This is a genomic window from Paeniglutamicibacter sp. Y32M11 (genome assembly GCF_019285735.1).
GTDB lineage: Bacteria > Actinomycetota > Actinomycetes > Actinomycetales > Micrococcaceae > Paeniglutamicibacter.
Map to the genome: position 1 here is coordinate 2,135,506 of NZ_CP079107.1, position 11,556 is coordinate 2,147,061.

The 11,556-nt window shown below is 57.9% G+C and carries 11 protein-coding genes; 6 read left to right on the forward strand and 5 right to left on the reverse strand.

The genetic code is table 11. From position 1 onward, the window contains the following. Nucleotides 1-54: 54 nt before the first annotated feature. From KUF55_RS09405 to KUF55_RS09415, 3 genes are read right to left on the reverse strand one after another with little or no spacing between them, the layout of a single operon-like run. The gene (locus KUF55_RS09405; protein WP_218816466.1) at nt 55-675 is read right to left on the reverse strand and encodes a Mu transposase C-terminal domain-containing protein; all 621 of its coding nucleotides are present in this window, start codon (nt 673-675) and stop codon (nt 55-57) included. 12 nt (nt 676-687) lie between these two features. Further along, nucleotides 688-2,163, reverse strand: coding sequence for a DDE-type integrase/transposase/recombinase (locus KUF55_RS09410; protein WP_218816467.1), 1,476 nt, complete (start codon nt 2,161-2,163; stop codon nt 688-690). Further along, nucleotides 2,160-2,927, reverse strand: coding sequence for a TnsA-like heteromeric transposase endonuclease subunit (locus KUF55_RS09415; RefSeq protein ID WP_218816468.1), 768 nt, complete (start codon nt 2,925-2,927; stop codon nt 2,160-2,162). The genes KUF55_RS09410 and KUF55_RS09415 overlap by 4 nt, the downstream gene beginning before the upstream one ends. A 672-nt stretch (nt 2,928-3,599) precedes the next feature. On the opposite strand from KUF55_RS09415, the gene zapE reads away from it, so the two are divergent. Next, nucleotides 3,600-4,739, forward strand: coding sequence for a cell division protein ZapE (gene zapE, locus KUF55_RS09420; RefSeq protein ID WP_218816469.1), 1,140 nt, complete (start codon nt 3,600-3,602; stop codon nt 4,737-4,739). Then, a complete protein-coding gene (locus KUF55_RS09425) occupies nt 4,736-5,401 on the forward strand; it encodes a peptide deformylase (protein ID WP_218816470.1) in 666 nt (221 codons plus the stop codon). The genes zapE and KUF55_RS09425 overlap by 4 nt, the downstream gene beginning before the upstream one ends. On the opposite strand, the gene KUF55_RS09430 is transcribed toward KUF55_RS09425, so the two are convergent. Continuing rightward, complete coding sequence (locus KUF55_RS09430; RefSeq protein WP_218816471.1) at nt 5,390-7,441, reverse strand: S9 family peptidase; 2,052 nt, start codon at nt 7,439-7,441, stop codon at nt 5,390-5,392. The two genes, KUF55_RS09425 and KUF55_RS09430, sit on opposite strands and share 12 nt — an antisense overlap. Before the next feature lie 40 nt (nt 7,442-7,481). Here KUF55_RS09430 and KUF55_RS09435 point away from each other — a divergent pair, with 40 nt between their 5' ends. The 4 genes from KUF55_RS09435 to KUF55_RS09450 all read left to right on the forward strand — a co-directional run bounded on the left by KUF55_RS09435 (nt 7,482) and on the right by KUF55_RS09450 (nt 10,518). Beyond that, entirely contained in the window at nt 7,482-8,354 is an 873-nt protein-coding gene (locus tag KUF55_RS09435; protein WP_218816472.1) for a putative RNA methyltransferase, read from the forward strand. Nucleotides 8,355-8,514: 160 nt separating this feature from the next. Next, nucleotides 8,515-8,982 carry an NfeD family protein gene (locus KUF55_RS09440; protein ID WP_132357675.1) on the forward strand — a complete coding sequence of 156 codons (468 nt, stop codon included), beginning with the start codon at nt 8,515-8,517 and terminating at the stop codon, nt 8,980-8,982. A gap of 63 nt (nt 8,983-9,045) precedes the next feature. Further along, nucleotides 9,046-9,978, forward strand: a complete 933-nt coding sequence (locus tag KUF55_RS09445) for an SPFH domain-containing protein (protein WP_132357677.1) — start codon at nt 9,046-9,048, stop codon at nt 9,976-9,978. A 180-nt stretch (nt 9,979-10,158) separates the two neighbouring features. Beyond that, nucleotides 10,159-10,518, forward strand: coding sequence for an RNA polymerase-binding protein RbpA (locus KUF55_RS09450; protein ID WP_132357680.1), 360 nt, complete (start codon nt 10,159-10,161; stop codon nt 10,516-10,518). A gap of 90 nt (nt 10,519-10,608) precedes the next feature. Here the strand turns inward: KUF55_RS09450 and KUF55_RS09455 are convergent, their stop codons facing one another. Beyond that, nucleotides 10,609-11,337, reverse strand: coding sequence for a polyprenol monophosphomannose synthase (locus KUF55_RS09455; RefSeq protein WP_132357682.1), 729 nt, complete (start codon nt 11,335-11,337; stop codon nt 10,609-10,611). Between the last annotated feature and the right edge of the window lie 219 nt (nt 11,338-11,556).

The window sequence follows — 11,556 nt, forward strand, 5'->3', positions numbered from 1 at the left end:
GCCACCCCTGCAAGGTGGTGGTCGGGGGCCTACTGCTGCTGGGGAGCTCCGTCGTCACCATTTTTCTGCTTCCTTATGCGCATCGTAGATTTTCAATGGGATGATTTTGGCCAACTGCGCGGGGCCTTGCGGCGATTTCACTTCGGAGTGTTCTTCCGTTTTAATCGCTGCTGCAGGTTTCTGTGCTGGATCGTTTGCCCCGTCAAGCATCGGTCGTGCACGTTGGGAGGTGATGGCGGCCTTGTTGCGGGCCGCTGCCCGCTGGTTCTTTTTGGCTCGTGAAGCTGGTTTGGCCGGCGGTGAAGCAAGATCAAGGATTGCATCCACAGCAGCCTTAATGGTGTCTTGGGAAGGGTGGCTGGTGCCACGTTCGGCCACGATTTGTCGGCCATACTCCCAACTGGCGTCACCAAATGGTTGGGGGCTGGATTGCAGCTGTTTCCAGTACGCGATGATCCAGCTGCCGTTCTCGGGATTCCTGACCCAAACACACCCGGCATCGTAGGGATTATATTTGACCTCCCACCGCCGGTTGAGGGCTTTCAGCCCAGATCTCTGGCCACGGTAGGGATTGAGCTCTTCCGAATCGTAAATGCGGTGCCGGATCTTGACCCCATAGCTGTTGATGACCCTGCTTTCAGAGGGCATCAATTCAAGATAGTCCGCAGCCGTCAACGGAACGGGAACTTACCCAGCCAATAGCAGCAGGGCTGCGTATTTCTCGTTCGGCGTCAGCACCCTGAACGGCGTAAAGGGATCCCTCAACCCATCATGAGGCCGGTTTTGCCATCCGGTGACTATCCATTCATCCAGCAGGTCCTGAATTTCCAGCAGTGAGAACACGGCCCGCTGTTCAGCGTTCTTGCCGCGTCTTTCAACGGATGAACCAAGATATCCGGTGACGTATTGGGCGAAAAGCGTGCCGATGGATTGAAGGGTTCGCTCGATGACAGGCTTATCGGTCGGTGTGTCGGGGTGAGCCCTTTGGAGGCTGATACCCAGGCTGCGGCAGGCATTCTTGAATGTGTCGGAGATATAGGCTTTGCCGTGGTCGCAAACGATCGTTTCCGGGACGATCACAGGTTTCGCGGCCGCGCCTGCGAGTCGTTCGTCGATGGATTTCATGGCGCGATAGGGAAGTGCAGAGGCAGCCATCGAGGCCGCTTCTGCCCAACCGGGGCGGTTGAGTTCAGGTGTCATACAGCGGGCCAAAAGCAGTGCAGCATCCGCGGCCTTGGTGGTTGGGCGAATAACTGCCGCAGGCAGGCTTCGGGTGGCGATATCGACCATGGCCGTTAACTCGACCCTGCCAATAACGCCATCGTCAAGTTCGACAGCGATATCAAGCGGTGTCGAATCAATTTGCACCAACTCTCCGGGCCTGACCGGGTAAACAGCACGGAAAGGGCCTGAAGGCTGTTGCGCCAGAGTTCGTCGTGTTCGGGCAGATCCTGTTGCGTGGCGTCCCTCCGCCAGCCTGCCCACCAGCCGATGGAAGGTTGACGACGAAGGCATGGGAACGACCCCGTCACCGTATTCGGTGTCGAGTAGTTTTCTCACTTGGCGCATCAAACGCCCGGTGGTTCCGGATGATTCGAGAGCATTTTGCTCAAGGACTTCGAGCAGCGCGTCAAGAACCCTCTGATCGGTTTGCCCGGCGATGGGCACCTGACGAATCAGCCGCTGGTCCACAAGCCCCAAGATGCCTTGTTCGAGATAGGCACGCCCCAGTCGCTGAAGCTTGCTTAAGCTGAGGTCTTCACCGAGCTCAAGGAGCTCCGCGTGTTTGGCCAACTCACGTTGCCGCAGGGACTTGAGACGTACATCGTACGCAGGACGAGGGAATACTTCCGGGGCCGAGCCGGAAGCAACACCATCAAGCACTTCGGTGATGTGTTGTTCCATCCACCGAGCTTTGACTTTAACGTCATCCGGTAATGAATCAAATACTCGTGATTGCCCAACGACCCTGCGACGCACCGCAGTGGCATCGAGAACCTTGAAGCTTTGGTCGGCAAAAAGCGAACCAATCTTGACTGCTATCGGAGGCTCGCCGGTCACAGTCAAGATCGCTACATCGCCGTCCAACCCGGTAAGTCGGTACTCGATGCCGTGAAATAGAATTCGATTTCCAAGGCGTACCGACAGGGTCCCATTTTTCATGGTTTCTCATGCACCTCGATCACGGACTCCAGGCAAAGGGGAGTGGTGAGCAGATCGGCGGCGATTCGGTGCTGCCAGATCAAATGAAACACCGTGGGCACGACACAAACAGGATCGCCCAAGGAGGCCACCAAACTCCGTATTTGATGGGGGCCCTTGGACTCGAGATAGGCCAGGACTTCCGTTCCTACATCTTCTCGGTAGCATCTCGGATGCCGATAGCCCGCAATCCAGCGCAGATTCGCGGCATGAATCACGGCCAGATACCCAACCCTTTGATAGCCCCAGCCGACGGAAGCACACAACGCAGCAGTCGCCTCAAACACCGCCAGATCCGCCTCCGTGACCAGTGTGTCAGGGCGAACGTCGATCACCACAGCGGTGCCATCAGCATTGCGAACGAAAAAGTCAGGTACGTGTGAATCCTGCGGCGCGGAGGCCGGCAAGCTGATCCTAAACGGCTGGGAGGCCACGCCTGTCACCTCGGGCTCGAAATCCAGTCGCATGAGTCGGTCACGTTCGCACCAGGACTCAAAACCAACATGACGCAGATTCGTTGCGCACCACCACAGGCCCACAAAATTGCGTTGCCCCTTGAAAGCCGAAAGCCTACGGATCGGCAGGGCATCCTCAAACGGGATCATCCAGGAGGCTGATAGCACTCCGGTGGTGGCGGCATACGAGAATTGCGCCCTGTAGCTCAGGGTGCCCTCGACAACAGATTGCTCGGCCGCTATTTCGGACAGAGCCTGCTGGTGGCCCATGCTTCAACTGTAATGACAATGGGGCGACAATGCTCCAACTGTAATGACAAATTTTTGGCAGATGCGTCAACTGTAGTGACAAAATTCAGCGTGATGAGTCAACTGAAATGACTCCTGACGACCTAATGCGTCATTCTAGGTGAGAATGCTTCAACTTAGATGACAAAGGACACAAATCGCGGGCAGCCTAGGGGTGGTTGAGGAGGGGTCCCAAAACGCTACTTGACATAATGTAGATTATCGGCGAACTGGATACCTAGCTGAAAGTGGTGATTTTCGAGTTTTTCCAGATTGATCCTAAGCTCAAGTTTTCATGTTCTGACGGATGATTTTGCCCTAATTTCGGGGCGTTGCGTCTCCGGAGCTCGAACGAACTTTGATTTTTCCCTCACGCGTCAGCTGGCCGACCGAGGGTCGATCGCTGGTTCTGGATTCGCGAGGCGCAGGAGATTGACGGCCGGCGCAATAGATAGGCTCGAAATCACGAAGTAACTCTGGGAAATCCTGTCTCCCACCCGGCTGTCCGGTAGATAATAATGACTTGACATAACTACTTTGCGCCTAGTTTTGGCACTTGCATAGTTATTCAGGGAAACTCGATGTATGTCATCACCCAAACCGTTCGACTGGAATTCAACTCTCCAGACATCGAGCCGACAGCAAGGCGACGAAATGCTGCGCGCCATCTCGGCCCAAGCAGCATCCGATGCTCTGGATCTCGATGTTAGCCAGCTTGAAACGATCGACCTGCTGATCGGTAGCGCTCTCAGTCATCTTGATCCCGCGCATGGCTCCCCCGACAAAAACAACGTTTATCTCTGGGGTCCGCCAGGGCGGGGTAAAACCTGGCTCGTTGGCGCATTTTTTGAGGCTCTGCCGACTCAAAGCAAGCTGCGGGTTCACTTTCACGACTTCTTCAGAGACCTGCATGCCATGGCACACAAGGCCACCTTCGACGCCATGAAAGACATCGAAATCTCTGACACGGTGGGTGAGAAACGTGGAAATCCCGATCGTGTTGCTGCACGCACCAGTGCGATTGAACGATCCATCCACAGCATCCTGGGCAACGTGGAGGTACTGTGCTTCGACGAGTTCCATTGCAACGATCCCGGCGACGCCATGTTGCTAGCCCGCACGGTGAAGTACATCGTTGATCGCGGCATTTTGCTGATTACCACCTCAAATTACCCACCGGAGGAACTGCTCGCCGACGAGTATTATCACCATCTGGTTATGCCGACGATTGCCATGATCCGCGGCGAAATGACGGTTCATGAACTCGATGCTCAACGCGACTACCGAACCCTCAATCGTGCCGAGGATGAGCGTGTGGGTTTCAGCAGGGGAAACGTGCTGCATTCCTGGGATGTGGAGGTTCTTGCAACCCGCGGCCTGGTGCAACCGGAGTCCAACGAAGCAACCTTCCTGACACCGACAAGCCACCAGATCAGGGCGCTACGGATTACCGATCGGCAGATCTGGTTCAATTTTTCGGACCTCTGCGAGGCGTTAACCTCAACGCTGGACTACCTGAAACTCGCTCAAGACTATGACCACTGGATCATCTCCGATGTACCGAGTGCCGAGCGGATGACACCCTTTGGACTACGCCGGATGGCCAACGCCATAGACGTTCTTTATGACCAGCAGATCCGGCTCGATCTGATTACTGCGGAAAACTTCACCGATTCCTTTACCCAGCTGCCAGAACTCGAGGCCGCCCGGTTGCACAGCCGCATCAACGCCTTGAATCCCGCTCATGACCACGCGCCCGCCGCCATCACCACCCTGGAAGGATCCGAAGTATGAACCAGCACCATGAAGCAGCCGTTTCCGAGGTCTACTCCCCCGAGCTGATTCGTTCGGAGGTCGTTCGACTGGTAGAACTTCATGAATCGGGACTACTTCCACCGATCGTCCAGCTGGGGCATCCCGTGCTGCGCATGGCTGCTGCAAACTTCACCGATCAATTGGATCCGGAATTACTTCGCGCGCTGCTGGACATCATGCGGATGGTCATGATCGATGCCCCGGGTGTTGGCCTAGCTGCTCCACAGATTGGCATCCCGCTGCGCCTGGCGGTGCTGGAAGATCTTTATGAGACCGACCCAGAGGTTGCCGCGGCCAGAGAGCGCGAGCCCTTGGAGTACCTCGAAATCATCAACCCGCACTACGTTCAGCTCGGTGATCGCATGGCGACGTTCTACGAAGGGTGCCTCTCCTTTAACGGCTACCAAGCCGTGGTAGAGCGCCCCGCGGAGATCGCCACCACCTTTACCGACGCCAACGGAATCGCACACACCCGAACCTTCTCGGGTTGGCAGGCACGAATCTTCCAGCACGAAACCGACCACCTCGACGGCACCGTATACATCGACAAGGCACTGACCAGGTCACTATGCGCTAATCACGAATACCCACGTTGGGCGAACCCCAGCATCGACGAAGCACGCACAGGACTAAACTTCTAGGCTCACCGAGGTGGTTTCCGCGGCGGCGGTCACCGGCAGGAAACGAGCAAACCAGGCAAGAATTTCCTCAAAGCGCTGCCGCCGGTGCCAGGGTGTACCGGCACGACTTAGTCCGTGACTTTCCCCCGGGAACAGCACAAACTCCGTGGTGACCCCGTGCTGTTTCAACCCCACGTAGTAGCGCTGCGCTTGTTCGAGTGGGCAACGATAATCACCCTCTGAATGCATAATGAGGGTGGGAGTACGCACGTTTTCCAACGCTGCCATCGGCGACTGAGCCGCGATGGCAGCCGGATCAGATCCGGTGTAAGCGTCGGCAAAGAACCAGCCAATGTCGCTGGTGCCGACAAAGGACACCGGATCAAGGAAGCCCCGCTCCACCATGGCCGCGGCGAAACGATGCTCATGGGCGATGGTGAACGCCGTCAAATAACCACCGTAGGAACCACCCAAGATTCCCACTCGATTCGCATCCAATGCCGGATCGGCGGCGCATGCGCCATCCAGGAATGCCAACACGTCGTCCTTATCCAGCGTTCCCATGGCTTGCCTGATGGCCAGTCCGTGGTCACGTCCGTAGCCGGCGCTGCCTCGAGGATTACATTGCAGGACCGCATAGCCGGCCGCGGTGTAGACCTGTGTCTCATCAAAGTAGCTGGGGCCGTACTGCGAGAACGGTCCACCGTGAATATTGAGCAGCACCGGATGCGGACCGGAGCCCTGCGGCCGGTGAATCCACCCATGGACCGGATATCCGTCCGGTGCGTTGAATGTCGCCTCCTGCGGCGCGCTAAAGGCAGTTTCACGGTTCAATTCGGCCGCGAAGTCGGTTAGTTGTCGCAGGTGCTCACCCTCCACGATTGAGCACTCCCCCGGTGACGAGACCGAAGAATGCGAGACCAGCACAACATCGGCTCGGGCTGCCGCCGCGTGGATGACGATCTGCCCCTGCACCAGCACCGAGTTGTTGCCGGTTTCGGTAACGAGATGCAGTTCCCCGGTGCCGCGTACCCGGGCCAGTGCCAACACACCCGTGGTCCCGTGAGGCACCAAGGCTTCACATTCCGTGTAGTCGACCGCGTTTATATCGGTGTGCACCACAGCCTCGGATTGGGCAATGGCCTGGGGCGGAACGGAGCAAACGGCCGTCTGCTTGGCCAAGAAATCGACACCGGAGGACCCCACATGCTGACCGAGCACAAAAAGTGTGGATCCGTCGTTGCTGAAGCGCGGCGCACGGTAGGTCCACGTCGAATCCGCGGTACCCAGCACACTTTCGGGTTCAGTGTCTGCTTCTCCATGGCTAGGTACCCGGTAAATCTGAGTTCTCAAATCTCCGTCGTGGCCGGGGTGAAGGGCCGCGGCAAAGTAGATCCATGCGCCGTCGGGGCTGAAGCACTGGTCGTTAATGTCGTTTTGTGCTGTGGCACGTTTGGCGAGCGTGGGTAACCCGTCCGGAGCCATGCCCTCTTTTGCTGCGGCTCGCCCACGAGGTGCGATAAATGGCTCGCCACCGAGTTTCGGAACGCTCAGCGTGAAGAGCTCCTGGGTTTTGTCATGAGTGAAACCCACCCCATCTCCGCGGTAATTCAGCGTGGAAATGTGTCGCGGCGCCTCGGCCCCGGGGCCAACTCCCTGGGTCGAACCGTAGCGCCCCGGCTCCGGCGTGCGGGAAATGAGGGCGATTTCGTTGCCATCCGGTGCCCAGCTGAAGGAACCCACGCCCAAGAGCCGATCGGTCAGGAGCATTGGTTCCCCGCCTGACGCCTCAACGATGGCCAGTTGGGTGACACCCTTGACATCCGCTCTTAGGAAGGCGATGGTGCTTCCGTCGGGTGAATATTGCGGTTGGCTATCTGCCTCACCGCGCGTCAGTCGCCGCGGTGGCCGTGACTGGTCAACTTCCAATAGCCACAGTTGTCCGGTGTAGGCATCGGTGCCGAAGTTCGGACGTGAGGCCGACACAACGGCACGCGTGCCGTCGGGCGAGATGCTTGGCGCCGATACAGTAGTCAGTAGTTCTAGTTGCTCTGGTTTCACAGCGCTAGCCTATCGAAGTCACCTGAGACAAAGGACACACGTGCAGCAGCAATCGACTCTCGACCAGGGACTTCGTTGCCCCATCTGCGCTCTGGCGCTGCACCTGCAATCCGAGCCGGGGGCCGGTGCACGACTTGACTGTGAGAGTGGCCATCGATTTGATGCGGCCAAACAGGGCTACTTCAACCTGTTAACCGGCAAGGGTACGAACTTTAAGGAAGACGGCGCGGACATGGTGGCGGCCAGAGCCTCGTTCCTGGACGCCGGTCACTACGAATCCCTCGCCGAGGCGTTGGGACACAGAGTGCGTACCGCCCTGCATCACGAGGAGAACCCGCGGATCCTCGATGCTGGTGCCGGTACCGGCTACTACCTCAGGCAGGTGCTGGCCGCACTTCCGAGCACCCAAGAGGCCACCGCCGTCGCCCTCGACATCTCCCGCTATGCCATGCGGCGGGCGGCCAAGGTTCCTGACACCCTGGCTTTGGTCTGGGACTTATGGCGTGATCTGCCGATCGACGACGAAAGCTTTGACCTGCTTCTGAACATCTTCTCCCCACACAACGGCGCCGAGTTCGCCCGTGTACTACGCCCCGGGGGTACCGCCCTCGTTGTCACGCCGCTTCCCGAGCACCTCGCCGAGGGGGCCGAACTTTTGGGACTGCTGGGCATCGCCGAAGACAAGGCCGCCGGCGTCGTGAGCTCGATGGGTGAAGGATTCACGCTTCGGGCCACCGAAGAGGTGCTCATCCCTCTGGTTCTGGGTGAAACGCCTGCCTTCGAGCTGGCCATGATGGGTCCGGCCGGCCATCACCTCAATGCCCAGGTACTGCGTGACAAGCTGTCCGGTGAGAACACCCCGGTGCTTCTGACTGCGGCCTTCCGAATCCAAGAATTCCGGCGTAACGACTAACGCTCCCCTGTTCTTTGTCAGGCAGGTCAACGATGGAGGGAGGCGCTGGCATCACCGACAATGTCCTCCAATGTGCTGACGCGTTTTCAACTACCCATCAGGCATGATGGAGTACACGAGGTTGGTGTGGATCCAACGCATCCGGACTTGAGGGGTAAAAATGTATGACTGGCTCATAACCAACGCTTGGGTGGTTTGGTTGGCTCTCTTCCTCTTGCTGGCCATCATTGAAATGATCTCCCTGGACCTGTACTTCATCATGTTGGGTGTCGGGGCATTAGGCGGTGTGACCGTCGCTTTGCTGGGTGGGGAATTCTGGTTGCAGGTAGTCGTCTTCTCCGTGGTCTCACTTCTGATGATCATGCTGGTGAGGCCCATTGCCCTGCGGCACTTGCGCAAGGATCCCGAGGGGCTGCGCACCAACATGGACCGACTCATCGGCGAAGATGCCTTGGTGCTCGAGCCCACGTCAAGGATGAACGGACGAGCCAAGATTGGCGGGGAAACGTGGTCGGCTCGCACCGACGACGAAGTTGTCCTGCAGCCCGGGACCTACGGGTCTGTCATTCGTATTGATGGCGCAACCGCCTACATCACCCTGCGGACAGCGATGCCCGAGCTGGACTAAAGCACTTCACCACAAGTTTTCGGCGTCGTCACAGATGGCGCCCCAACGAAAGAGAGAGAAGAGATGCAATCTTCGGGTCTTGGCCTAACGGTCGTCCTGGTGGTCCTGGCAATCTTCGTGATCATCGTGCTCTTGCGCTCCGTGCGCATCGTGCCTCAGGCACGAGCAGGGATCGTGGAGCGTTTGGGTAAGTACAACCGCACGCTACTTCCGGGACTAACCATCCTGATTCCATTTGTTGATCGCCTGTTGCCGATGCTGGATCTGCGCGAACAGGTCGTGAGCTTCCCGCCGCAGCCGGTAATCACCGAAGACAACCTGGTGGTCTCCATTGACACCGTGGTCTACTTCCAGATCACCGAGCCGCGCGCGGCGACCTATGAAATCGCCAACTACATCATGGCGGTTGAGCAACTGACCACCACCACGCTGCGTAACGTTGTTGGTGGGTTGAACCTCGAAGAGGCACTCACCAGCCGCGACCAGATCAATGGTCAGTTGCGTGGGGTCCTTGATGAGGCCACCGGCAAGTGGGGCATTCGTGTTTCCCGTGTTGAGCTCAAAGCCATCGATCCACCACTGTCGATTCAGGACTCCATGGAGAAGCAGATGCGTGCCGAGCGTGATCGCCGAGCGGCGATCCTTACCGCAGAAGGCACCAAACAGTCGGCAATTCTTACCGCTGAAGGACAGCGTCAGGCATCCATCCTGAATGCCGAGGGTGATGCCAAGGCGTCAATCCTTCGTGCCGACGGTGAAGCGCAAGCAATTCAAAAGGTCTTTGATGCAATCCACGCCGGAAAGCCGGACCAGAAGCTCCTCGCCTATCAGTACCTGCAGACCTTGCCAAAGATCGCCGAGGGGTCCGCTAACAAGCTCTGGATTATCCCGAGCGAAGTGGGCGAGGCACTGAAGGGAATTGGCGGGGCATTGGGTAACTTCACCGAATCATCGGGTGAAGATAAGCCTGAAGGAACCAGCAATACGCTGATGTAACAACCGGCTTTGTACGAAGCAAATCGGGCGGGTGGCCTCTTTAGTGAGGCCACCCGCCCGAATTCGCGTCTAGGCCGTATAATAGAAACTTCGAGACTTGCGCCCCGCGGGAATTTTACGGTGAACCGGGACGTTGAAATCGGTAGCCGAACCCGTATGTAATCGCAGTAGGGAGACAACATGAGCGATCGCAGCCTGCGAGGAATGCGCCTTGGCGCACAAAGCATGGAAACTGAGGCTGGCGTAGAGCCAGCAGCGCGTCAGCGCGTTGAATATCGTTGCGAAGATGGCGAGCAGGTGTTCGTGATTTTTGCCGCAGAGGCAGACATCCCGGCCACCTGGATGTCCAAGACCGGCAAGATTGCCAAGTTGGTCAACGGCGACGTCGCGGAAGAAGAGAGCAACGAGAAGCCGGTGCGTACCCACTGGGACATGCTGCTCGAACGTCGTTCCATCGATGAATTGGAAACGATTCTCAAGGATCGCTTGGATAAGCTGCGTACCACCCGTGGCGCAGCCCAGGCAGCGCTCAAGGGTTAATACTCCCCCAGCAGCAAATAGTAAGGGCCCGAATGGAAAATTCCATTCGGGCCATTACTATTTGCGCAACGCCTGCTGGGCGTCGAGACGCTACTTGCGGTTGGTGAGCTTCTTCCAGCGGGCGCTCAGACCCCACTTGGTCACATTGAGCATCGCTTCAATCACGATGTTCCCGCTCATCTTCGAAACGCCAAGTTCACGCTCGACGAAGGTGATGGGAACCTCAACGATGTTCTTGCCCAGCTGAGCCACACGGAAGGTCATGTCCACCTGGAAGCCGTAGCCCACCGAATCGATAGCGTCGAAGTCCATGGCTTCGAGGGTCTCACGGCGGAAGGCACGGAAGCCAGCGGTGATATCACGCAGGTTCACACCCAACATGGTACGTGAGTAGAAGCTTCCCATACGCGAGATCATCTTACGGTGCAGCGGCCAGTTCACCACGGATCCGCCCTTTACCCAACGAGAACCAATGACGAGGTCCGCACCCTTGGGGATTTCGGCCAGCAGCAGCGGGAGCTGTTCAGGTTTGTGCGAACCGTCGGCGTCCATTTCCACCAGCACGTCGTACCCGGCTTCCAAGGCCCATGTGAATCCGGCGAGGTACGCTGCACCCAATCCGGCCTTGCCGGTACGGTGCAGCACGTGAATGGCCGAGTCTTCGGTGGCCATTTTGTCGGCCAATTCGCCGGTGCCATCGGGTGAGTTGTCGTCAACGATCAAGACATCCGAATCGGGCACTGCAGCACGCAGGCGGCCCAAGGTAATGGGCAGTGATTCAAGCTCGTTGTAAGTCGGAATGATCGTGACTACGCGCACGCGGCAGTCCCTTTCTGCTGATGGATTGATCCGCGGAAGAGGGCCGCTTGAGGCCGATTACCAACGTGCCGCTGAGCAGTAACCCGCTGCGACTGGTTTCAGGGATCGGGTGGGGTCAGTGCTCAATTATACGCAACCCGTGCCCAAATGCCCGGATGCTCGCCGTGTGATGCGTAAGACGATCGACACATGCCGCGGGGCACAAATCAACCCCGCGGG

Excerpts from the sequence above, each read along its gene's own strand:
- KUF55_RS09425 (WP_218816470.1), top strand. The coding sequence starts at position 4,736 with ATGAACCAGCACCATGAAGCAGCCGTTTCCGAGGTCTACTCCCCCGAG.
- zapE (WP_218816469.1), top strand. The coding sequence starts at position 3,600 with ATGCTGCGCGCCATCTCGGCCCAAGCAGCATCCGATGCTCTGGATCTC.
- KUF55_RS09440 (WP_132357675.1), top strand. The coding sequence starts at position 8,515 with ATGTATGACTGGCTCATAACCAACGCTTGGGTGGTTTGGTTGGCTCTC.
- KUF55_RS09445 (WP_132357677.1), top strand. The coding sequence starts at position 9,046 with ATGCAATCTTCGGGTCTTGGCCTAACGGTCGTCCTGGTGGTCCTGGCA.
- KUF55_RS09415 (WP_218816468.1), bottom strand. The coding sequence starts at position 2,927 with ATGGGCCACCAGCAGGCTCTGTCCGAAATAGCGGCCGAGCAATCTGTT.
- KUF55_RS09450 (WP_132357680.1), top strand. The coding sequence starts at position 10,159 with ATGAGCGATCGCAGCCTGCGAGGAATGCGCCTTGGCGCACAAAGCATG.
- KUF55_RS09410 (WP_218816467.1), bottom strand. The coding sequence starts at position 2,163 with ATGAAAAATGGGACCCTGTCGGTACGCCTTGGAAATCGAATTCTATTT.